The sequence below is a fragment of the Nocardia sp. NPDC057440 genome (assembly GCF_042802915.1).
GTDB lineage: Bacteria > Actinomycetota > Actinomycetes > Mycobacteriales > Mycobacteriaceae > Nocardia.
Genome location: NZ_JBHVDF010000003.1, coordinates 249668 through 271046, shown reverse-complemented (window position 1 = coordinate 271046; position 21379 = coordinate 249668). Strand labels below are relative to the sequence as shown.

Annotated in this window: 21 protein-coding genes; 12 read left to right on the top strand and 9 right to left on the bottom strand. The window is 67.2% G+C overall.

Annotation, left to right across the window (positions count from 1 at the left end; genetic code table 11):
* Nucleotides 1-55 precede the first annotated feature (55 nt).
* Complete coding sequence (locus ACFU4Z_RS07805) at nucleotides 56-940, bottom strand: bile acid:sodium symporter family protein (RefSeq protein WP_379060613.1); 885 nt, start codon at nucleotides 938-940, stop codon at nucleotides 56-58.
* 219 nt (nucleotides 941-1159) lie between these two features.
* Between ACFU4Z_RS07805 and ACFU4Z_RS07800 the strand changes: the two genes are divergently transcribed.
* Nucleotides 1160-3214, top strand: a complete 2055-nt coding sequence (locus ACFU4Z_RS07800) for a CocE/NonD family hydrolase (RefSeq protein WP_379060612.1) — start codon at nucleotides 1160-1162, stop codon at nucleotides 3212-3214.
* A 43-nt stretch (nucleotides 3215-3257) separates the two neighbouring features.
* Entirely contained in the window at nucleotides 3258-3410 is a 153-nt protein-coding gene (locus ACFU4Z_RS07795; RefSeq protein ID WP_379060610.1) for a hypothetical protein, read from the top strand.
* Between the two features lie 18 nt (nucleotides 3411-3428).
* Here ACFU4Z_RS07795 and ACFU4Z_RS07790 read toward each other — a convergent pair whose 3' ends face one another.
* The gene (locus ACFU4Z_RS07790) at nucleotides 3429-4526 is read right to left on the bottom strand and encodes a serine hydrolase domain-containing protein (RefSeq protein ID WP_379060609.1); all 1098 of its coding nucleotides are present in this window, start codon (nucleotides 4524-4526) and stop codon (nucleotides 3429-3431) included.
* Between the two features lie 624 nt (nucleotides 4527-5150).
* Here ACFU4Z_RS07790 and ACFU4Z_RS07785 point away from each other — a divergent pair.
* Complete coding sequence (locus tag ACFU4Z_RS07785) at nucleotides 5151-5930, top strand: SDR family oxidoreductase (protein WP_379060607.1); 780 nt, start codon at nucleotides 5151-5153, stop codon at nucleotides 5928-5930.
* Here ACFU4Z_RS07785 and ACFU4Z_RS07780 read toward each other — a convergent pair.
* Nucleotides 5900-6304 (bottom strand): hypothetical protein, encoded by a 405-nt coding sequence (locus tag ACFU4Z_RS07780; protein ID WP_379060606.1) that lies wholly within the window; start codon nucleotides 6302-6304, stop codon nucleotides 5900-5902. The genes ACFU4Z_RS07785 and ACFU4Z_RS07780 overlap by 31 nt on opposite strands.
* A 149-nt stretch (nucleotides 6305-6453) precedes the next feature.
* Here ACFU4Z_RS07780 and ACFU4Z_RS07775 point away from each other — a divergent pair, with 149 nt between their 5' ends.
* The gene (locus ACFU4Z_RS07775) at nucleotides 6454-6975 is read left to right on the top strand and encodes a gluconokinase (RefSeq protein WP_379060605.1); all 522 of its coding nucleotides are present in this window, start codon (nucleotides 6454-6456) and stop codon (nucleotides 6973-6975) included.
* On the opposite strand, the gene ACFU4Z_RS07770 is transcribed toward ACFU4Z_RS07775, so the two are convergent.
* The 5 genes from ACFU4Z_RS07770 to ACFU4Z_RS07750 form a co-directional block, all read right to left on the bottom strand.
* Complete coding sequence (locus tag ACFU4Z_RS07770; RefSeq protein ID WP_379060604.1) at nucleotides 6972-7766, bottom strand: M50 family metallopeptidase; 795 nt, start codon at nucleotides 7764-7766, stop codon at nucleotides 6972-6974. The genes ACFU4Z_RS07775 and ACFU4Z_RS07770 overlap by 4 nt on opposite strands.
* Nucleotides 7767-7809: 43 nt before the next feature.
* The gene (locus ACFU4Z_RS07765; RefSeq protein ID WP_379060603.1) at nucleotides 7810-8871 is read right to left on the bottom strand and encodes a Gfo/Idh/MocA family oxidoreductase; all 1062 of its coding nucleotides are present in this window, start codon (nucleotides 8869-8871) and stop codon (nucleotides 7810-7812) included.
* 172 nt (nucleotides 8872-9043) lie between these two features.
* Nucleotides 9044-9985 carry a tellurite resistance/C4-dicarboxylate transporter family protein gene (locus ACFU4Z_RS07760; RefSeq protein WP_379060602.1) on the bottom strand — a complete coding sequence of 314 codons (942 nt, stop codon included), beginning with the start codon at nucleotides 9983-9985 and terminating at the stop codon, nucleotides 9044-9046.
* A gap of 186 nt (nucleotides 9986-10171) precedes the next feature.
* A complete protein-coding gene (locus ACFU4Z_RS07755) occupies nucleotides 10172-10843 on the bottom strand; it encodes a response regulator (protein ID WP_379060600.1) in 672 nt (223 codons plus the stop codon).
* Nucleotides 10825-12513 (bottom strand): ATP-binding protein, encoded by a 1689-nt coding sequence (locus ACFU4Z_RS07750; RefSeq protein WP_379060599.1) that lies wholly within the window; start codon nucleotides 12511-12513, stop codon nucleotides 10825-10827. Before ACFU4Z_RS07750 ends, ACFU4Z_RS07755 begins: the two co-directional genes overlap by 19 nt.
* 149 nt (nucleotides 12514-12662) lie before the next feature.
* Here ACFU4Z_RS07750 and ACFU4Z_RS07745 point away from each other — a divergent pair, with 149 nt between their 5' ends.
* The 3 genes from ACFU4Z_RS07745 to ACFU4Z_RS07735 are packed head-to-tail and all read left to right on the top strand — an operon-like array spanning nucleotide 12663 to nucleotide 15401.
* The gene (locus ACFU4Z_RS07745; protein ID WP_379060598.1) at nucleotides 12663-13469 is read left to right on the top strand and encodes an ABC transporter ATP-binding protein; all 807 of its coding nucleotides are present in this window, start codon (nucleotides 12663-12665) and stop codon (nucleotides 13467-13469) included.
* Nucleotides 13459-14346, top strand: a complete 888-nt coding sequence (locus ACFU4Z_RS07740) for an ABC transporter permease (RefSeq protein ID WP_379060597.1) — start codon at nucleotides 13459-13461, stop codon at nucleotides 14344-14346. Before ACFU4Z_RS07745 ends, ACFU4Z_RS07740 begins: the two co-directional genes overlap by 11 nt.
* Before the next feature lie 2 nt (nucleotides 14347-14348).
* A complete protein-coding gene (locus ACFU4Z_RS07735) occupies nucleotides 14349-15401 on the top strand; it encodes an ABC transporter substrate-binding protein (protein ID WP_379060595.1) in 1053 nt (350 codons plus the stop codon).
* A 310-nt stretch (nucleotides 15402-15711) separates the two neighbouring features.
* Here ACFU4Z_RS07735 and ACFU4Z_RS07730 read toward each other — a convergent pair whose 3' ends face one another.
* Nucleotides 15712-16482, bottom strand: a complete 771-nt coding sequence (locus ACFU4Z_RS07730) for a siderophore-interacting protein (RefSeq protein ID WP_379060594.1) — start codon at nucleotides 16480-16482, stop codon at nucleotides 15712-15714.
* 166 nt (nucleotides 16483-16648) lie between these two features.
* Here ACFU4Z_RS07730 and ACFU4Z_RS07725 point away from each other — a divergent pair, with 166 nt between their 5' ends.
* From ACFU4Z_RS07725 to ACFU4Z_RS07705, 5 genes are all read left to right on the top strand, one after another.
* Nucleotides 16649-18088: an amino acid permease gene (locus ACFU4Z_RS07725; protein WP_379060593.1), complete on the top strand. Its 1440-nt coding sequence runs from the start codon at nucleotides 16649-16651 to the stop codon at nucleotides 18086-18088.
* 44 nt (nucleotides 18089-18132) lie between these two features.
* The gene (locus ACFU4Z_RS07720) at nucleotides 18133-19164 is read left to right on the top strand and encodes an FAD-dependent oxidoreductase (RefSeq protein ID WP_379060592.1); all 1032 of its coding nucleotides are present in this window, start codon (nucleotides 18133-18135) and stop codon (nucleotides 19162-19164) included.
* A gap of 160 nt (nucleotides 19165-19324) precedes the next feature.
* A complete protein-coding gene (locus ACFU4Z_RS07715; protein WP_379060591.1) occupies nucleotides 19325-20038 on the top strand; it encodes an endonuclease/exonuclease/phosphatase family protein in 714 nt (237 codons plus the stop codon).
* Nucleotides 20039-20333: 295 nt separating this feature from the next.
* A complete protein-coding gene (locus tag ACFU4Z_RS07710; RefSeq protein WP_379060590.1) occupies nucleotides 20334-20543 on the top strand; it encodes a hypothetical protein in 210 nt (69 codons plus the stop codon).
* On the top strand, nucleotides 20540-21304 hold the full coding sequence (locus tag ACFU4Z_RS07705; protein ID WP_379060589.1) for a hypothetical protein: 765 nt from the start codon (nucleotides 20540-20542) through the stop codon (nucleotides 21302-21304). The genes ACFU4Z_RS07710 and ACFU4Z_RS07705 overlap by 4 nt, the downstream gene beginning before the upstream one ends.
* The last annotated feature ends 75 nt before the right edge of the window (nucleotides 21305-21379 follow it).

Sequence of the window (21379 nt, the reverse complement as noted above, 5' to 3'; positions counted from 1 at the left end):
TCGGATCGAATTCGAACTCCCGAAAGGCTACCCACCTGCCGGTCGGGGTGTCCGCTCACATGGACGCGAGCGCTGCCGGACGGGTGCTGCGAACACGTCGGGCCAGCAGATACGCGGCGATCACGGCCGGGATGTTCATCAGCACCCCGTACACGGCGGGCGGTACCGCCATCGCGCTGTTGTGCAGGACCGTCGAGGCGACGGCGATGGCGAGCGCACCGTTGTGGATGCCGATTTCCATGGCCGAGGCGATCGCCTGGTCGGCGTCGACCGCGAAGAGCCGAGGCACCGTGTAGCCGATGACGAAGCTCAGCGTCGACAGCACGAGGCTGATGGTGGCGAGCTTGCCGATGTTCTCGGTCAGGGTGTCGAATTCGCGGCCTACCGCCGCGACGACGACCAGCAGCAACACCACGGCCGACACGATCTTGACGTTCTTGCGCATCCGGTCGGCCCATGCGGTGAAGCGGCGATGCACCCACATCCCGATCGCGGCCGGTACCAGCACGATCCCGAATACCTGGAGGAACTTGTCCGGCCGCAGCCCGATGGCGGCGTCTTCCTCCATGAACAGTGTGAACGCCAGTGTGACGACCAGCGGCAGGGTGAACACCGCGAGGACCGAGTTGATCGCCGTGAGCGTGATGTTCAATGCCACATTGCCGCCCGCGATATGACTGAACAGATTGGCCGATGGACCGCCGGGCGCGGCAACGAGCAGCATCATGCCGACGGCCAGCGCGCCTTCGAGCCGGAACAGATAGATCAGGCCGAGGCAGATCGCGGGCAGCAGCACCATCTGACACACCAGCGCGACGACGGCGGCCTTGGGATAGCGCAGGACGCGGGCGAAGTCGTCGACGGTCAGCGTCAGCCCGAGGCCGAACATCACCAGCGCCAGGGCAAGTGGCAAGAACACCGCGAAAATCGTTGAACCCATTCGGATCTCCTCGTTGCCGGACTAGATCGGATGTCGACGTTATCGACTCCGCCAGCGGGAAGCGAGTCGGCGGCGGATACGGCAATACGGACGAATCGTGCTAAATGCGACGAACCGACCAGGCCGTGCCTGCCCGGCTATTCGCCATCCGGTTGCTAGGGTCGGACGCGCACTCAGGGTTGATTTTGTCGGCATACCGCGTATCGCTCGAGGAGGGTCATGTTGTCGGGGCGTGCAGTGACACGGTTCGTCCACACGTTTCGAATAGCGATCGCGGTCGCCGCGGGCGCGACGATGATCGTCGGCGCCGCAGGGACTGGCGCGGCGGAGGAAGCGACCGGCAGCACGCATAGCGAGGAGTGGACCGCACTGCACGACGGTCCACAGCAATACCCGGATATCCACATCGACTGGGATGTCCCCATCCAGATGAGCGACGGAGTCGTGCTCAAAGCCAATGTGTACCGGCCGGTGGACTCCTCCGGCTCGATCGTCGAGCAGCCATTGCCGACGATCGTGAACCTCACCCCCTACAGCAAGCTCCTGACCACCCTGGTCGATTCCGCGTTGGCCATCCCCGGCCTGCAGCCGCTGACCATGGAGCTCGCCAGGCGCATCGATCTGTCCGGCACACCGATCAGCGGATTCGGCGACCTGCTGCACGCACTCGACGGCGGCACGGTCCGGACCGTCCTCGGCGTCGACCACCACCTGATCCGCAGCGGATACACCCTCGTCGTCGCCGATGTGCGCGGCACCGGCTTCTCACAGGGCAGCTGGGAAACGCTCGGCGAACGTGAGCAACTCGACACCCGCGAGGTGATCCACTGGGCGTCGACTCAGCCGTGGTCGAGCGGTGACATCGCGATGAGCGGCGGTTCCTATGCGGGCATCAACCAGTTGCGAGCGGCCGAAAACGCCCCGCTCGAGCTGAAAGCCATTTTCCCGGTCGAGCCGGGCAGCGACCTCATGCGCGATGTCGTCGCGCCGGGCGGCGGTGTCGGCACCACCTTCCTGCCGCTGTGGCTCAACAATGTGAACCAGACGAAGCTGGTGCCCGACATCCAGTCGATGTTCAACGGCACCTTCGACTGGGAGTGGTTCCACGAACGCATGTCCGATCCGAACACGAACGTGGATCTGCTGATCCAGGCCCTGCTCACGCCGTCGCTCGACGACGTGCCACCCGCGCTGGAAGCCGCGCTGGACGCCGACAGTCCCTTCCGTGAAGGCATCCTGGGGCATCCGGAGCGCATCACGGTGCCTACCTTTGTCTATGGCGGCTGGCACGATATCTTCGCCAACAGTGCGACCAAGCTCTACAACGCCATCCCGTTGCCCGCGGGTAAAAAGCAGCTCGTGGTCGGCGACACCTATCACGCGAATCCGGGGGCGGGCACCGGCTACGGTGTCGCCCCGCCGCGACTGGATGTGATGCAGCGGGTGTGGTTCGACAAGTGGCTCAAGGGAATCGACCACGGGATCAGCGATTTCGGCCCGATCAACATCTGGCAGCAGGGCGGCGGGTGGATCACCATGGCACAGTTCCCGCAGCACGACGTCAATCACCGCCGCATCTACCTCTCCGCCGCACCCAGCGGCAGCACCGACGACAGCCTGCACGACGGATCGCTGACGAGCGTCAAGCCGAAAGACCAGGCCACGCTGACGGTCGCGCCGGGACTGACCACGGTGTGCTCGCGCGACACCGCCCAGGGCTCGGCAGGCATGAGTTCGATACTCGACTTCTGCGCCAAGGACTCCCGCATCGCCGAAACCAATGGGCTCACCTTCACCAGCGCACCGGTCACCGAGCCCACGGTGATCTCCGGCCCGATCAATGTGCACCTCAACACGATTCACGACGCGACCGACGGCTATTGGAGCGTCACCATCAACGACGTCACCCCCGAGGGCGTCTCCACCGTCCTGAGCACCGGCCAGCTCACCGCTTCGATGCGCGTCGTCGACGAGGCGAGGAGTGCACGTTCGGCCAACGGCGACTACACCGCTCCGTACAACCCGATCACCATCGACAGCTTGCACCCGGTGGTGGCGGGCAAAGCGACACCACTGGATATCGCCGTCATACCCACGCAGGCCGTACTGCAGTCCGGTCACCGCCTGCGTGTCGACGTCTTCGCCGGAAACTCGCCCAAGGCACTCGCTTTCCGGCCCCTGCTCAACAACACCCAACTCAAGCCACAGCACCTGCGACTCGACCCCGCCGCGCCGAGTTTCGTGAACCTGCCGTCCAGCAGGCCCGTCGGCTGATCCATTGGTGCCGTGACATCACTGCGCGGCAATCGGTTTCGAGATGGCCGAGACAGTCCGGGTCGAAGAGGTCCTCGAGGGCCGCCGCCACGCCATTACGCGGATCTGCGATGTCACCCGCACCGTGCTGACCCGTGAGGTCTGGCAGGCGCGACTGCCGCAGATCGCCTACCGCCCGCCCTGCGATCAACGGTAGGGGCGGCGTCCCCGCTGATCACAGTGCGCAGTAGGCCCTGAAGACGGCGTCGTCGAGGTCGTGGTTTCCGGGTGCCTCGGGGAGCAGGTGATATTCGTTCGCGGCGGCGATCACCTGACGGCTGCCGTCGTCGCTCATCGCCATCTCGGCCCGGTAGCCGAGAACAGCAGCGACATAGACCCACGCGCCGCCGCACGGGGTCTGTGCGTGGAATACGCCGAGGCCGTAGCCCGCTCCGGTGTCGTCCACCGGCACAGTCGTCGCCTGCCGTTGTTGTGCGGGTGCGAGAAGCTGCCCGGAGTACAGCGCTCTGGTGAACGTGGCGACGTCGTCCAGCGTCGACACCATCGCGCCCGCGGCGCCGTGCACCTGGGGATTGGAGAAGGAGACGTCACGTTGCCAGGTGTAGCCGTGCAGCCAGTTGCCGTGCAGTGTCGGATCGGCGGTGGGAAATGTGGTGCCGCGCAGGCGCAATGGCCCGATGATGCGGGTTCGCACCTCGTCGGCGGGGTGGTTTCCGGTGATGGCGGTGATGACCATCCCGGCGAGCAGATAGTTGGTATTGGCGTAGAAGAACCGTTCGCCCGGTGCGCCGACCCGAGGCGACGACGTCGCGATGTCCACCAAGTCCTGTGGCGCCCACGGCTGTCGAGGGTCGGTGTTGGCGAGGTAGGGCAGCGCGACTCGCGGGTCACCCATGTATTCCGCGAGACCGGAGGTGTGAGCGAGTGCCTGCTGGATGGTGATCGCAGTACCGCCGGGCACCGCACCCGGGATCCATCGATCGAGCGGATCGTCGATGCTCAGTCGATGTTCGGTTTCCAATTGCAACAGCACGACTGCCACGAATGCCTTCGTGAAGCTGCCGATCCGGAATTGTGCTGTTGGATCGGCCGGCGCCCCGGTCGCCAGATCGCCGTAGCCCGCGTGCACGTAGCGGGTTTCGGAGCCGCGACGGATCAGGCCGATGACACCGGGATAGCCGTGTGCGACGGCGGCCGCCGCGCCGGTCCGCAGGATTTCGGCGGGCGGTGCCAGCTCATCGGCTCGGGCCGGGCCGGCCGTCGCCATCAGGATGAGCGCGGCAGCGAGCACGGCTCGGACCGACGTGAGCACAAAGTCCCCCTCCAGATGTATTCGGTGAGAAAACTACCTCAGCCGGCAGTGGCTGGGCGCGGTGCTGATTCCGTCCACGGTGCTCGGATTCCGGTCCGGAATCCGGTTTCAACGCCGTGACCAGTGGTTTCGAGATGTTCCGCTGACCGGATCGCCGGAGCGACTGACTTCGGTCGCGTCGCGGTATCCGCTGGTCACATCGCGAACAGCGACCGCGACCTTCCGGTCCGGAATATTCGCTCCGACCCGTCTACCTGCTTTTATGAGCTCAGCGTGCGGTGTCGCGCTAGCGACGGCGATGTCCGGTTTCCTACTGTTCGGTCGTGGGTTCGCACCGCCGAATCCGCTCGGCACCGGGGTCTGAGACCACGCGCGGGAAGGAGAATTTCGTCGGCTGGGCCATGTGGAGGGGAGTCCAGCCGGCATAATTCTCGTGTGCGCCGCGGCGCAGGCCGGTGGTGATCGGGTGATCGCGATGGCACTATGCGGCCCGCTATCAGGATTCGTGTCGCCGAGCCGAGCCGAGCCGAGCCGCTGGCCGACCGCGACCCACTGTCGGGCGCTGGCACGTGATGTGCGACCAAGTCCTTGTGTGCTGCCCCGTGTCACCGGTAGTACTGAGCTATGAGCACCGCACTCGTCACCGGCGGCACCGGCGCGCTGGGCAGGCTCGTCGTCGATCGGCTGCGCGAGCGGGGACATGACGTGCGGGTGCTGTCCCGGCGTGCAGGCGCGGGCACGCATGTCGGTGATCTGCGCACCGGTGCGGGTGTCGCCGAGGCCGCCGCGGGCGCGGACCTGATCGTGCACGCGGCGTCGGACTTCCGGCGGGTGGGCCGGCCGGACATCGCGCAGACCGAACACCTGCTCGCGGCGGCGACCGGCGCGCGCCACCTACTGTATGTGTCCATCGTGGGAATCGACCGAATACCGTTCGCCTACTACCGCAACAAACTCGCCTGCGAACAACTCGTCACCGACAGCGACGTGCCGCACACGATTCTGCGCGCGACCCAGTTCCACGAGCTGATCGCATTCGCCCTGCAGACCGTCGAGCGGTTACCGCTGGCGCCCTTGCCACTGGACTTCCGCTTCCAGCCCGTCGCCGCCGCCGACGTCGCCACCCGGATCGCCGACCTGATCGACGGCGAACCCCTCGGCCGCGCACCCGATTTCGGCGGACCGGAAGTGCAGACGCTGGCACAGCTGCTCGAGGTGTGGCGTGCGTCCCGCGCTCGACCACGCCGAGCCATCCGCATCCCGGTACCCGGCCGGATCGGCCGCGCCTACCGCAACGGCGACAACACCTGCCCCGGCCACGCCGACGGCACCCAGACCTGGCAGCAGTTCGTCGCCTCGGCCCCGGTCAGCGCCTACACCGTGAAGCCACCGCGAACCGGGTAGCGGTCGCCCCGGCACTGATAATCGCACCAGATCGTGGTCGAATCCGCGACCCGCGCACCCTGGGCGGATGCCCGGCGATCCGGGTCTTGTGCTGCACCGAGTCGGTCCTGTCGCCGCGCACCGGACGGCTGCGGGCCGCCGGGAATTGATCGGTGAGTGGTGCGACCAGCCGCTATCCCGACTGCCGCGTCGATCTGTGCCGTACTGAGCAGGGCAGCGGCGTGCCGGAGCCCGGCCTCGCCGAGGTCGCGCACCCCGGTCAGCCAGACGTCGAGCTGGTTGAGCGCGGTGGCCGCGCTGTCGGCGTATTCCCAGGTCTTGTACGAGGCCGCGCGCACCGAAGTGCCGTTTGTCGCGTCCCCGATGGCTCGCACTGAGCACCGACACCGATCGTCGCGGATCCCACTGCACTGGGCCGGCCCGAGCCACTGGAGCCCAGTTCGGCGTGCCACACCCGGTTAGTGTGTGACTCCGACAGCCGAGACCGAGAACGGGCCGGGCCGATGGCAGCTGAGGAGGCGGTATGACCGAGCAGGTCACGGTGCCGGTCGTTGTGGTGATGGGTGTTTCCGGATGCGGGAAGTCGACGGTCGGCAGGTTGCTGGCCGAGGCGTTGCATGTCGAATACGCCGAGGGGGACGATTTTCATCCGGCCGAGAACATCGCGAAGATGGCGGCGGGGGTGCCGCTGACAGACGCGGATCGGGCGCCGTGGCTCGATATCGTCGCGGGCTGGTTGGGACAACGGGCGGGACACGGCGGGGTGGTCAGCTGTTCGGCGCTGAAGCGCAGTTATCGGGATCGGTTGCGGGTGGCCGCACCCGACGCGTTCTTCGTGCATCTTGCCGCCTCGCGCGACGAACTCGCGCGGCGGATGGCCGCGCGGCGTGATCATTTCATGCCGTCGAGCCTGCTCGATTCACAGCTGGCGGCATTGGAACAGTTGTACGCCGACGAGCGGGGCATCACAGTGGATGCGACCCGCGCACCGGCGGAGTCGGTGCGGGAGGCCATGACGGCGTGGGAAACCCGGCCGAACGGCTAGCCGGTCGGCGCGGGGCAGGTGCCGTCGGACAGGGTGGGAATGCAGATCCCGGTGGCATCGGCGAGCAACAGTCCGCCGCCGACGACCAGCGCCGCGACCGCGATCGCACCGAACACCAGCACCCACAGCAGGCCGGGCAGGTGGGTGAGCCGGGCCAGCTGATCGGCGTCGGAGTCGGCGCTGCCCGGATTGTTCCAGCGCCGCCGCCTGCCGCGCTGCAACTCGATTACCGGTCTGGTCCCCGCAAGCAGCAGAAACCACGCGCCGAGGTACGCGAAACCCGCTTGGAGCGTATCGGTTCCGAACCAGGACACGGCAAAAACGATGGCGCCCAAGCCGAACACTGTCAGCAGACCGTAGATATTGCGGACCTTGATCAGCACCGCGGCGAGCAGGGCGATGGCGGTCCACAGCATCAGCGTGATCCGCTCGGCCCCCAGTAGCGCCGCGAATCCGAGGCCGAGCAGCGGCGGCGCCGGATAGCCCGCCATGGCGGTGAGAATCATGCCGAGGCCGTAGGGCTTCCCACTCGACACCGTCAAACCCGAAGTGTCCGAATGCAGTGTGATGCTGTTGAGCCTGCGGCCGGTCAATAGTGCGAACAGCGCGTGGCCGCCCTCGTGCGCGATGGTGACGACGTTGCGGGTCAGCCGCCAGATCGGTCCGTACCCGACCAGAAAAAGTGCTGCTACTCCGGTCCCGACAACCAGCCACCACGGCGGCGCCACCTGCGTTGTGGTCAGCCGATCCACGATCGAGGTGCCGCGTTCGACGAATTCCGCTCTGCTCACCGCCGCACTTTATCCGTCGAACCCTGGTCGCGCCCGTCGCAGTTCAGTCGAGCGCGGTCACCGTCTCGCCGTGCTCGGCCGATCGTCGCGCTGCCTCCAGGATGCGCAGCGTGGCGACAGCGTCTCGTGGGTCGACCGGGACGGGCGCTCCATCGAGCAGTGCGGCGGCCATCGCCGAGTAGAAGGCGGGGTAATCGCCCGCGACGGTCGGGTAGGGCACAGTATCAGGGTCCGCGCCGAGCTGTCCGTACCGCTCGGGTTCGACTGCGCCCCACTGCCGGTCGCTGTCATCGGGGCGACGGCCCGCGCGCAGCGCTTCCTCCTGCGGATCCAAGCCATAGGTGACATAACCCGCCGCGGAACCGAGCACCCGGAACCGCGGCCCTAGCTGCGGGGCCACCGCGCTCATCCACAGCTGGGACCGAACGCCCGACTCGTGGGTGAGGGCGAGGAATGCATCGTCGTCGGTCTGGATCCCGGCCCGCCGGCGATCCAGCTCGCAGTACACCGTGCGCACCGGTCCGAACAGCGTCAATGCCTGGTCCACGAGGTGGCTGCCGAGATCGAACAGCAGCCCCGCGCCCTCGTCGGCGCCGCCGACCTCACGCCAGCCGCCCTTGGGCACCGGCCGCCACCGCTCGAACCGGGACTCGAAACGCCGTACCTCGCCGAGCCTGCCGTTGGCGTCGAGTTCACCGACGGTCAGGAAGTCGCCGTCCCAGCGGCGGTTCTGGAACACCGATAATGCCAGGCCGGCCCGGTCCGCGGACGCCACGAGGTCCTCGGCCTCGGCGACAGTCACCGCGAAAGGCTTGTCGACGACCACCGGCAGGCCCGCGTCCAATGCGCGCCGTGCCAGCGGCGCATGGGACCGATTGGGCGTCGCGACGACGACAAGGTCGAGTCCGGCGGTGTCGCCGAAGAGTTCGTCGGCGTCGGCGACGACCCGCACACCGGGATGCTCCCGCCGCGCCTGCGCTGCGCGTTCGCCGGACCCGGTGACCACCACCGCTACCCGCATGCGCGGCTCGGCGGCGATCAGCGGTGCGTGGAACACCGATCCGGCCAGCCCGTACCCGATGATCGCGACCTCGAGACTGCTCACCTCTCAGACGCTACCGCCCGGCCCGATCGCGGCCGTGCAACAGCACGCACCCGGCCGTCCGGTACAGCGCACAGCAGCGGCGCTGGTCGCTCGTGGTACGGCACGTCGTCGATCGCGAGGATGACGACACCGGCGAGTGCACACCCACACAGTCGGTTGCAACGGTCGAGGGTCAGCGGACCGGGTCGACATCGAATGTTGTCCGATCCGTGAGCATCACGGCGAAGGTGAACAGCCACGCGCCGACAGCTACCACCAGTAGCAGCTTGCCGAGGGTCTGCAGGCCGGACACATCGATGGCGGTGCCGGTGGAAAGACCGGCGACCGCGGTCATTCCGAGTGGGAAGACCGTCGCCCAGCGACGGATGTCGTATCCGGGGCGTGGACGGATGACCTCGGCGACCATGAGAACTGTGTAGAAGAGCAGGTTGAGGCCGAGCACGATCAGTGCGGCCACCCGCAGCGCGCTGTGCGCGGCGCCGGTCCAGTGGTGGGAGGCAACGAGGTTCGATGCGGCCAGCGCCGAGATGGCCAATGCTCCGGTGGCCACCCACTGATCGCCGGGGCCGGTCGAGACTTGCTGCAGGTCGAAGTGGAGGAACGCCGCGATGTAGAGCACAAGGCCGAGGCAGAACAGTGCGAGCGCCACCGTCGCAAGCCGATCGACCTCGTCCACCCGTGCCAGCGTGCTCGTCAGGACCGCCAATCCCTGGGTTGCCACGGAGACCAGGAACGTAGTACCAGGCATCCGCCGCTTCCACTGCCGCAGCACCGCCACCATCAGCACCGGCCAGACCGCTGCCGCAAGCACGAGCATGACCGCCGCGGCGGCGTGCCAGCCGAGCATGGAAAAACGGGTGCCGAGCACGGTGGTGGCCGCGACGGCGGTCAACGCGGGCGGGGTATCGGCCTCGGCTTCCCAACGGGCCCGGTGCCACAGCAGTCCGGTCGCGAAGTCGATCGCGAGCAGGCCCCAGACCGCCGCCGCGAGGGCGAGCACGATCCAGGAAGCGACTTCGAAACCAGTGAGAGACAGCCCGACCGACACGATTCCGGTGGCCATGACAAACGAGCCCGCCGCAGGCGGTAGGTCCTGCCACCATCGTTGCGCCACCCGGCTATCACAGCTCGAGACGGCACCTCGGTCAAGCAACCAGCCAGCAAATCGCTTTCGGCGTGGCGGCCACGACACACCGTGGCGGTGGGTTCGACGGGGGAGCCGGCATGTCTGCTTGCTCTGAACCACGGCGCACTCGAAGGGTTCCGTCGCCCGTAGATCGACAGATTCGCCGGCTCGCGGTCACCCGCGGGATGTGGCCGAATACTCCTGCTCAGGGCGTCCGGTGGTGCCATAGCGCAGCCGCATCTGGACTGTGCCGGCGCCGACCAGGCCGGCGAGATAGCGCTGCGCGGTGGCTCGGGAGATGCCGATGGCGGTGGCGACCTCACCTGCGGACAAGGGGGCGGTAGCTTCGAGGATCGTGTGCAGGACAAGGTCTTTGGTGGGGGAGGAGACGGTGGTCTGCGCGGCGGGGGCCGGGGCGGGGCGCAGTGCCTGGACGGCCTCCTCGATGCTCGCGTTGTCGACCTGGGGTGTGGCCAGGGTGCGGCGGAAGCGGGCATAGCCTGCCAGCCGGGCCGCGAGAACGGTGTGGGGGAAAGGTTTGATGAGATAGGCGAGCGCGCCTGCGGCCAGTGCGGCTCGGACGCTGACGCTTTCGGTGGCCGCTGTCAGCATCATGCTGTCGCAGTGCAGTTCACGGACCAGGTCGATGCCGGAACCGTCGGGCAGGTACACATCGACCAACGCGAGGTCGACGGCGTGTGCGGCGAGCAGTTCCCGTGCGGTCGCCAGCGTGTTGGCGGTGCCCGCGACGGTGAAACCCGCGATGGATTCGACGATTCCGGCGTGCAGGTTCGCCACGCGGAAATCGTCGTCGACCACCAGGACGGTCAGATCTGTTGCGGCCATGGCATCTCGCTGTCTACGAGTACTCCGGGGATTCGGGCGATGAACTCGGCGCCGAGCAGAGGCGCGCTGTCGCCGTGCGCGGTGGCCAGACGAACATCGCCGCCGTGGGCGCGCGCGATCTGGCGGATCAAGGCGAGGCCGACGCCGCGCCCGCCGGGTACGCCGTGATCGTCGCGGGTGGAGGCGCCCTCGGTGAACAGGCTGTCGATCACGCCGGTGGCGATGCCGTCCCCACTGTCGGCGACAACGATGTGCAGCGTCGAATCCTCCTGCACCAGTTCAACTTCCACCTGCTTCATCGCGTTGTCGGACATGCGAGCCGCCTCGATCGCGTTGTCGAGCAGGTTGCCGAGCACGGTCGTCACGTCGACGGGATCGGCGAGATTGCCCGTTACCCAGGTGTTCGGGCCGAGGACCAGCTCGACGCCGCTTTCGCGCGAGTGCGCCGCTTTCGCTGCCAGGAACGCCTGCAGGTACGCATCGTGGATGGCATCGATACCCGGCGTGGCCGCGCCGAGTGGGCCCGCGCCGATCAGCTCGTCGATGACATGCGAGGCCTCCTCGGTGCGCCCGCCGTGCAGTAGGCCGCTGAGCAGGTGCATTTTGTTGGAGAACTCGTGACGCTGGGCGCGCAGCACGGTGCTCATCGACTGCACCGCATCGAGTTGGCGGGTCAGCGATTCCACATCGGTGCGGTCGCGCACGGTGAGCACCGCACCGAGATCGCGGCCGTCGCGGGTGACCGGCCGTGCCGAGACGACCACGATGTGCGAGCCGACCGTGGCCGGGGTCGGCTGCTCGTCGAGCGACCGGAATACTTCGAGAACCCTTGGGGTCAAACCGATCTCGTCGACCGGCCGACCGATACCGGTATCGATGTCGAGCAGCCTGCGCGCCTCGTCGTTGACAAACGTCGTCCGCCACGACGAGTCCACCGCGAGCACGCCCGCGCCGATGCCGTGCAGCACCGCGGCCTGGCCGCGCACCAGCTCGGCAAGCTCGGCCGGTTCGAGTCCGAGCGTGAGCCCGCGCCACCTGCGGGCCAGCATGGCCGAGCCGAGGATGCCGACAATGAGCGCCGCACCGACGAGCAGCGCGGCGGTGCGCAGATCGTCGAGTAGCTGACCATGGATCGCCGCGGTCGAGATGCCGACACTCACCTGGCCGACCACCCGATCGGAATCCGGTGCCACCACAGGCACTTTCGCACGCATCGAGTCGCCGAGGGTGCCACGCTCCTCCACGATGATTTCGCGGCCGGACAACGCTTCCGACGGGTCTGTGCTGACATGTTCGGCCAGCCGTGCTTCGTCTGGGTGCGCCAGGCGGATGCCCGCCTCGTCGGTGATCACCACGAACAGTGCGCCGGTGCGCTGGGTCGTGTCGACCGCGATCCGCTCCAACGGGCCCGCGGCGAGTTGCTGCCGCTGCTCGAGGTCGGGGGCGACGGTGCCTGCCGTGTACTGCGCGACCTCGCCGCGGACCGCGGGGTCGGCGGCCACGGTGCGTGCGATGGCGAGCGCGCGCTGGCCGTACGCATCGCGCAGACGTTGATCGCTGACGTAGCCGAACACCGCGAAGGCGACACCGAGGGTCAGGGTGACGACCACGATCTGCAGCAGCAGAACCTGGGTGCGCAACCGGACGGCCGGTGTGCCTTCATTGGCCATTTCCGCAGCATAATGCACCTCGATGCGCGTGAGCAGAATGCGCACAACCTGCGAATCGGGGAGTTTGCACCGGTTGTGCGCACAAGGGCGGATGTGTGACCCGGACCACGTAGCTTTCGCTCTACCTGATCCAGTAGGAGCAAAGAGTAATGACCGAACCACTGATCGAGCTGCGGAGCGCGACGAAGCGTTTCCCCGGCACCGGCGGGGGCATCCACACCGCCGTCCGCAATCTGAATCTCACGGTGCGACCCGGCGAATTCGTCGCCGTCGTCGGGCCGACGGGGTGCGGAAAATCCACCACGCTGTCGCTGGTGTCGGGGTTGGAACCCGCCTCGGCGGGGCGGACCCTGGTGCGGGGCAAGGATGTCGACGGCATCCCCAGCGGCGTCGGCTACATGTTTCAGCAGGACGCGGTGCTGCCGTGGAAGAGCGTCCTGGACAACGTCGCGTTCGGCCCGCGGCTGCGCGGCGCTTCGAAGTCCGAGGCCCGCGAGAAGGCCGCGGCCTGGGTGCGCACGGTCGGTCTCGCCGGCTTCGAGGGGTACTACCCTCACCAGCTCTCCGGCGGCATGCGTAAGCGGGTCGCGCTGGCGCAGACGCTGGTCACCGATCCCGAGATCCTGCTGATGGACGAGCCGTTCAGCGCGTTGGACGTGCAGACGCGGCAGCTGATGCAGGACGAACTGCTGCGTGTCTGGGCGGGCACCGGCGCGGCGGTCATCTTCGTCACCCACGATCTGGAGGAAGCGATCGTGCTTGCCGACCGGGTGGTCGTGATGACCGCGAGCCCGGCAACGGTCTGCGGCGACTTCAGTGTGGGCCTGGAGCGCCCGCGCAGCGTCGAGGAGGTGCGGCTCACCACCGAGTTCCGCGACATCTACAAGGAAATCTGGGAAACGCTGCGCGATCAGGTCGAGGCAGCCCGAGGCAAGGGAGCCTCCCGTGTCGCATAACGTCCTGACCGAGGTGGCCGCATCGGCGCCCGAGGTCGAAATCGAAACCGAGCAGCAGATTCTCGACCGGGTGCGCGGCAACGCCCGTCGCGCGCGGTTGCGCACCTGGGGCCTGCGCGCAGCGCTCGTGGTGATCTGGCTCGGTGCGTGGGAGCTCACCGCCACGTTGTGGATCGACCCGTTCTTCTATTCGAAGCCGTCGGCGATCTGGGATCGTCTTGTCGAATGGTTCACCGAGGGAACGCAATTCGGATCTATTTGGCTGCAGATCTCCACCACTGTGCAGGAAGCGGTGCTCGGCTTCTTGATCGGCGCCGTGGTCGGTGTTGTGCTCGGTACGCTGCTGGGTCGCAACCGGTACTGGGCCGAGGTGCTCGCACCGTTTATCAAGGCGCTCAATGCTGTTCCGCGCATTGTGCTGGCCTCGCTATTCATCATCTGGTTCGGCTTCGGACTGAGCTCGAAGGTCGCGACTGTGGTGGTGCTTGTGTTCTTTGCAGTGTTCTTCAACGCTTTCACTGGCGCGCGGGAGGTCGACGGCAACGTCATCAACAACGCTCGCATCCTCGGTGCGAGTCGTCGCCAGGTGCTGAGCTCGATCGTGCTACCGAGCGCGACTACCTGGATCCTGTCCAGCCTGCACACCGCCTTCGGTTTCGCGTTGATCGGTGCGGTCGTGGGCGAATACGCGGGAGCTAGTAAGGGTTTGGGGCTACTGATCAGCAATGCCCAGAACACCTTCGACGCGGCGGGCATCTATGCGGGCATGATCATCATTACGGTCATCGCGCTGATCGCCGAATGGGGGATCGGTCTCGCGGAGAACCGATTGCTGAAATGGCGTCCCTCGCAGGCGACCTCGAGCCACGGGATCTGACGATGAGGTACTCCAAGCATCTGACGGTCGTCGTCGGGGTGATCGCGGCGCTGCTGCTGGCGACCGGCTGTCGGGACTCCCGCACCATTCCGATGGTCGACGGCCGCCCGCAGATCACGATCATGGTCGGCGGGCTGGAAAAGGTGATCTACCTGCCCGCCATGCTGACTCAGCGCCTCGGCTTCTTCGAGAAGAACGACATCGACGTGAAGCTGCTCGGCGAACAGTCCGGTGCGTCCGCGGAAACCGCGCTGCTCACCGGCGATGTGCAGGCTGTTGTCGGGTTCTACGACCACACCATCGACCTACAGGCCAAGGAACAATGCCTTACCTCGGTGGTGCAGTTCGCCGATGTGCCGGGGGAGGTGGAGTTGGTGTCCGCTCAGGACGCCGCGACTGTTACCTCCGCGGCCGATCTGCGCGGTAAGAACCTGGGCGTGACTTCGCTCGGCTCGTCGACCGACTTCCTGACCCAGGCGCTCACCGGGAAGGAAGGGATGAGCACCGCCGACTACACCCGGGTGAAAGCCGGTGCGGGGCAGACATTCATCGCGGGCATGAAGCACAACGGCATCGATGCGGGCATGACCACCGATCCGACCGTCGCGCAGATGGTGAATTCGGGCGAGGCGAAGATTCTGGTGGACATGCGGACCGAGGCGGGCACCCGTGCCGCGCTCGGCGGCCTGTACCCGGCGTCGTCGCTGTACATGCGGTGCGACACCGTCGACGCGCACCCCGACATCGTGCGCAAGCTCGCGAAGGCGTTCGTGCAGACGCTGCAATGGATCAAGACGCACACCCCGCTGGAGATCGCCGACAAGATGCCACCGCAATACGCGTCAGCGGGCAAGGATCTCTACGTCCAGTCGATACGCGACTCGATCGGCATGTTCAACGGAGACGGGTTGATGAAACCCGAAGGTGCCCAGAATGTTCTGAATATTCTCGGCAAGTATTCGACGAACGTGAAACCGGTGCGCGAGCGCATCGAACTGTCCGATACCTACACGACCCAGTTCGTGGAGGAGGCGCTGCAGTCAACGCCGCAATAACAGGCGAACCGATGGCCGTGCCTGCTGCGATCCGGCAGGCACGGCCTCAGGAACAATCATGTTCTGGCGGACCGCGCTATGCCGCCGATGATGCTTGGTCATGACGCGGTCCCGACAGCGACCCGGAGATCGCGGTGAGCCCGGCCGAGATCGTGGAATTCGCCCTGACCGGTCTGGTGTGGATCCGGCCAGGCTCGGCGAGGTAGCCGCCGCCTCCGACGCTTTGGTCGTCGGTCCGGCGAGCTTGTGACCGTCCGGCGCGCGCGGTGGCCCCGGCACCGAGGCCGATCGGGTGCCGGGCGCCGTCGCGTCAGCTGATCGCGCGCGCCGGTTCGGCCCGCTCCTGCGCGGCGAGGTCGGCCTTCCATTCGCGGAAGCCTTCCTCGGTGCGGCCGCGCCGCCAGTAACCCGAGATCGAGGCCGCCCACTCGGCGGGCACATTGCGCTCGCGACGGATGTAGCGGCGCAGGTCGTGCATGACGGACTTGGCCTCGCCGTGGATGAAGACCTGGACCTGTCCGTCGTCCCACGGCGCGTTGCGGACCGACTCGGCGAGCAGTTCGCCCGTGGCTTGTCCGCCGCGATGCAGCCAGGTGACCTCCACGCCGTCTGGTGCGCTGAGCGGCAGCTCGTCTTCTGGTCCGGACACTTCGATGAACGCGCGGCCGCGCGCGGCGGGGTGCATGGCTTCCAGCGCGGTGGCGATGGCGGGCAGTGCCGCCTCATCGCCCGCGAGCAGATGCCAGTCGGCATCCGGACGCGGCGAATACGCGCCGCCGGGGCCGAAGGCGTCGATGGTCTCGCCCGGCCGGACCGCCGCCGCCCACGGGCCTGCGATGCCCTCGTCGCCGTGATAGACGAAGTCCACGGCGAGCTCGCCTGCGGTGGCGTCGACGGTTCGGACGGTGTAGGTCCGCAGTACATCGATGCCGTCGCGCGGGAAAATGAACTTCACGTAGGAGTCGCTGAATTCGCTCGGCCGGAACGCGGCGAAGCCCGGTCCGCCGAAATGGACTCGGATGAGGTGGGGCGTGAGCTGCTCGGTGCGCTGCACGGTCAGTGTGGTGCGGGGGCGGGCCAAGGTAACCTCCGGTAATCAAAATTAGGGTTGCCTTACTACGGTACCTGGTGGATCGCCGAACCGGCGTGCCGCGCGGGGCGGCCCCGGCAGGTGTTCGGTCGAGGCGATCGGCGGCCGTTCCCGGTGGTGGCGCGCAGGTGATCCACTGACGGTAGCGTGACCCCTCATGACAGCCTCTGACCGTCAGCTAGAAGCGGACACGGCGCCCATCGATCCGGCCGGATCGACTGCATCGAGCGAGGAAGGCTACTCGCGGGGCCTGAATCCACGCACGATTCAGATGATCGCCATCGGCGGTGCGATCGGCACCGGCCTGTTCTACGGCGCGGGCGGCGCGATCGAACAAGCCGGTCCCGCCCTGATTCTGGCCTATCTCGCCGCCGGCGTCGCCATCTTCGTCATCATGCGGGCGCTCGGTGAGCTGCTCACCTATCGGCCGGTCTCGGGCAGCTTCGCGGAGTACGCGCACGAATTCCTCGGACGCTTCGCCGGGTTCGTCACCGGCTGGACCTACTGGGCGGTGTGGGTCGCCACCTGCATGGCCGAGATCACGGTCGCGGGCAAATATGTCCAGTACTGGTTCGATATCGAACCGTGGATCACCGCGCTGGCGGTGCTCGCGGTGATGTTCGCCGCGAACCTCATCTCGGTGCGGCTGTTCGGTGAGGGTGAGTTCTGGTTCTCCACCATCAAGGTCACCGCGATCATCGGCATGATCTTGATCGGCATCGGAGTCCTGATTTTCGGCTTCGGGCACGCGGCCAACCCGACGGTCGCCAACCTGTGGGCCGACGGCGGGGTGTTCCCGAACGGACTCGGGCAATCGCTGCTGGTCCTGCAGATCGTGCTGTTCGCGTATGTGGGTGTGGAATTGGTCGGTGTCACCGCAGGTGAGGCGCGCGAGCCGCGCAAGACCCTGCGCAAGGCGATCAACACGCTGCCGTTGCGTATCGGCCTGTTCTACGTCGGCGCGCTGCTGGTGATCATGTCGGTGTCGAGCTGGCGCAACTTCCACGCGGGACGCAGCCCGTTCGTCGAGGTGTTCGAGCAGATCGGCATCCCGGGCGCGGCGGGCATCATCAACTTCGTGCTACTCACCGCGGCACTGTCCTCGTGTAACTCGGGCATCTATTCGACCGGCCGCATGCTGCGCACTCTGTCGCTGCACGGGGAAGCGCCGGCCGCGCTCGGCAAGCTCAGTTCGCGCTCGGTCCCGTTCGCGGGCATCGCGGCCTCGGCCGCGGCGATGGTCATCGGCGTGGTCGTCAATATCATCTCGCCGGACAAAGCCTTCGCCTATATCACCTCGGTCAGCACCATCGGCATCATCTTCGTCTGGAGCATGATCCTGGTCTGTCACCTGATCTACCGCGCCAAGGTGGCGCGCGGTGAGCTGCCCGCCAGTGACTACCGGCTGCCCGCCGCGCCCTATACGACGGTGCTCGCGCTCGCGTTCCTCGGACTGGTGGTCGTGCTGCTGTTCTGCACCGAAAGCGGTCGCACCGCGGTCGTCGTCGGTGCAGTCTGGGCGGTGCTGGTGTGCGCGGGATACGTGGTGCTGGACAGGCTCGGAAAGCGCACCGGCGTACCAGAACCGGTCGAGTAAGGCGCGCGACCCGCAGACCGGTCGACAACGATCGAGGGGTGCACATGGTCACCATCATCGGCGGCGGCATCGCCGGGACAGTGCTCGCCGGAGCCCTTGCGCGGGACGGGGTTTCGGTGACGGTGTACGAGCGGCGGGCGGCCGTCGAGGAGGGTGCGTTCCTCATCCTCGACGGCCGTGCGCACGATACGCTCGGCGAGCTCGGGGTGTCGGTCGCGGACCTGCGTGCCGTGTCGCACGCGGTGGATGGACTCGCGGTGCACGAGGCGGGCGGCCGGGACCGGATCATTCCCGGCGACGGTCGCCGCATGTACTTCCGTCCGGACCTGATGCGCGTACTCGCCGATTTCGCCCGCGCGACCACCGCCGACATTCGATACGACTGCCCGGTCACCGATTTCGACGCGGGCACGGTGCGAATACGTGGCGAGTCGCTGCCGATCGACGGTCCGCTGATCGCCGCGGACGGGATCGACTCGATGGTCCGCGCGCGGCTGGAGCCCGACCGGCCCGCGATCTACGCCCATCAGGTCGTGGTCTACGGCGTGACCGAGGGCCCGCTGACACCGCCGAGCGAGAAGTCGCTGCTGCACTTCCAGATTCACCGCGTCGGCGACGCCCAGCCGACCGACGCCTTCGGACATCTGTGGAACGACCACACCGCGGCCTGGTTCGCCCGCATCACCCGCCCGCCGATCCCCTTCCCGGACATCGGCTTCCACCCCGTCCGCGAATGGGCCGACGCCGTCCGCGCCGTCGCACCCGACATCCCCGACCTGGTCGACGCGATGCTCGACGACACCGGTACCGTCCACGTCTCGAACGCCCGCAACGTCCCGCTGAACGGTGCCCTTCCACCCCGTGACGACGTAATCCTCTGCGGCGACGCCGATCACGCCATCACCCCGGCCGCAGGCGTCGGCGCCCGCGACGCCATTCAAGACGCCTTCGCCCTCCACCAGGCTATCCGCACCGGCGCATCACTACCCGCCGCCATGACCGCCCGACGCAACCACATCACCACCGAGCGCGCCGACGCCGCCCGATTCCGACCCGGCCCGCGGACTACACGGTGACCGCCTCGAGTGGCACAGGGGCGCGGCACTGCGCGAGAGCGCCGCTCGCCTCCTGTGCCACTCGACGCAGCGGAGCCCAGCGGCGGACAGTCCGACGACCTTCGGCGATACCGAGGTGTTGCGTCGTGCGGGGGCAGTCGAGTCATTACCATCGCGACTTATGATTACCGTGGCCACCTGGAATGTTCTGCATCGTGTGCATGCGGAGAACTGGGGAGCGGAGGTGATCGACCGCTGGCCGGATGAGACCGCGAGGATCGGCGCGGTCACTGCGCTGCTGGCGGCACGTGACGAGCACGTCATCGCGTTGCAGGAGGTCAGTGGGGATCAACTGTCGAGCTTGCGGGATGCGTTGCCGGACAGGGCAATTCACGCCTTGCGGTACCCACGCGTTCCGGTGCCGCGGCATGGAGCGAGTGCATTGCACGACCGTGGCGAGTATCTAGTGCTGCTGGTCGACGGCGCGGGCCAGGAGGTCACCGCAGAGCCCTTCGAGAACGATCCCGGCAATGGCGCGCTGGCAGTCCGCACGGCCGGATTGCTGGTCATCGCCACCCACGTCAGCGGGGATCGGCGCAGCACTTGGCAACTGGCGCGCTTGGCCGAATTGGCCGCCGCCGTACCGGGATCGGCAGTCGTGCTGCTCGGAGACTTCAATATCGACCGAGCCGCTGTGCAGTCCGGTCTCGGCCCCGGCTTCGTCATCGCGGACCTCCCGCCGGACTCCCTACCGACCCGTCCGCGAACCTCGGGCCCGAAATCGCAGTTCATCGACCACATCGTGGTGCGCGACGTCGTCGTAGGCGACGCGGTGGTCGAAAATGTCGACGGTCTGTCGGACCACAACCTCGTCCACGCCGCAGTCACTGTCTGACCGCGACATCGACCGTGCGCCCGAGGCTCATGACGACTACCGATCCGCCGACTCCAGGCTGTCGGTCAACCACTCGGCGTTCGACGAGGCGTATGGCCACGCTGGCGGCACCGTCAACCAGTTGCTCGCTCGACCCGAGCTCCCGCGACGGCGCGCCCGCATTGCGTTGGAGTTGATCACTGATGATCATGGAAGCAAGCATGGTGAGCTGTAGTCGCGGCCGCGTCGGTGAGCACCGGGACGAGCGGCCCGAGATCGCGATCCGCCGGAACTCCACTGTCGTATGGAGGTAGGGATGACCACGAAGACGCTGGCCGAGATGGTGCCCGGCGACCTGCCCGCCGGTATCGCCGCGCTGCCGCAGGACGTGCAGGCCGAACTGGTGGCGGTGGTGGACCAGGCTCGGCGCAAACAGGGCGAGGATCTCGGCGCCGCGGCGATGTCACTACTGGATTTCATGCCGCGTTTGCTGCGCGCGGCGGTCAAGAAGGCGGCCGGACTGTGAGCGGCACCGATACGACGGTGAACGTCCAGCTGATCAAACTGGCCCGGGTACTCGGTGTCCCCGTCGATCAGCTCACCCCCCTCGCCGACGTGTCCGATTCGGATCTGCGCGACTTCCGATTCCAGCTCGCCGACCTGTTCTTCGAGGGCCAGTCCGAGGGCCTGCGCCGGGTCGTCGCCGCGAGCAAGGTGATCCCCAACCCGATCATCGCGAAACTGGTGACCCGCAACCACAACGCGCTGTTCGCGGCGAAGACATCGGAGGTGCTCGACGTGTCGCACGCCGTGGACGTCGCCAAACGCCTGCCCGCCGATTTCCTGGCCGACGTCGCGGCGCACCTCGACGCTCGCCGATCAGCACCCATGATCGCCGGGCTGGCTGCGGCGACGGTGGTCGCCGTCGCCGAAGTGCTTGCCGCCCGACAGGATTGGATCACTCTGGGCGATCTGGTTGCCACCATCTCCGACGACGCCGCGCGGGCGACCGAAGCGGCTCTCGACGGTGTCGCACTGGTCCGTTCGGCCTACTGGGTCGACGACGCTCGGCACCTGGAACGCTTCGTCGGCCTGGCCTCCGCCGCGAAGCTCACCGAAATGCTCCGTGCCGCCGCCGAACACGACCTGTGGTCGGAGTACCGCCCGACCCTCGACGCGCTGTCGGAATCCGCCGTCGCTGCGGTGCGCACCGCAGCGGCACAACTGCCGTCGGACCTGCGTGACCGGGCGCTGGCCGAGATCGCTGATCGGCGTGCCGTTCCGTAGGCAGCTGCCATCCGGTGACGACCGGTGCCCGTTTCAGCTCGATGATGCCAGTCGATGAGGATTCCGTCCGGCTGC

Excerpts from the sequence above, each read along its gene's own strand:
- ACFU4Z_RS07805 (WP_379060613.1), bottom strand. The coding sequence starts at position 940 with ATGGGTTCAACGATTTTCGCGGTGTTCTTGCCACTTGCCCTGGCGCTG.
- ACFU4Z_RS07725 (WP_379060593.1), top strand. The coding sequence starts at position 16,649 with ATGACAGCCTCTGACCGTCAGCTAGAAGCGGACACGGCGCCCATCGAT.
- ACFU4Z_RS07795 (WP_379060610.1), top strand. The coding sequence starts at position 3,258 with ATGGCCGAGACAGTCCGGGTCGAAGAGGTCCTCGAGGGCCGCCGCCAC.
- ACFU4Z_RS07750 (WP_379060599.1), bottom strand. The coding sequence starts at position 12,513 with ATGGCCAATGAAGGCACACCGGCCGTCCGGTTGCGCACCCAGGTTCTG.
- ACFU4Z_RS07775 (WP_379060605.1), top strand. The coding sequence starts at position 6,454 with ATGACCGAGCAGGTCACGGTGCCGGTCGTTGTGGTGATGGGTGTTTCC.
- ACFU4Z_RS07745 (WP_379060598.1), top strand. The coding sequence starts at position 12,663 with ATGACCGAACCACTGATCGAGCTGCGGAGCGCGACGAAGCGTTTCCCC.
- ACFU4Z_RS07785 (WP_379060607.1), top strand. The coding sequence starts at position 5,151 with ATGAGCACCGCACTCGTCACCGGCGGCACCGGCGCGCTGGGCAGGCTC.
- ACFU4Z_RS07720 (WP_379060592.1), top strand. The coding sequence starts at position 18,133 with ATGGTCACCATCATCGGCGGCGGCATCGCCGGGACAGTGCTCGCCGGA.
- ACFU4Z_RS07735 (WP_379060595.1), top strand. The coding sequence starts at position 14,349 with ATGAGGTACTCCAAGCATCTGACGGTCGTCGTCGGGGTGATCGCGGCG.
- ACFU4Z_RS07710 (WP_379060590.1), top strand. The coding sequence starts at position 20,334 with ATGACCACGAAGACGCTGGCCGAGATGGTGCCCGGCGACCTGCCCGCC.
- ACFU4Z_RS07755 (WP_379060600.1), bottom strand. The coding sequence starts at position 10,843 with ATGGCCGCAACAGATCTGACCGTCCTGGTGGTCGACGACGATTTCCGC.
- ACFU4Z_RS07800 (WP_379060612.1), top strand. The coding sequence starts at position 1,160 with ATGTTGTCGGGGCGTGCAGTGACACGGTTCGTCCACACGTTTCGAATA.
- ACFU4Z_RS07715 (WP_379060591.1), top strand. The coding sequence starts at position 19,325 with ATGATTACCGTGGCCACCTGGAATGTTCTGCATCGTGTGCATGCGGAG.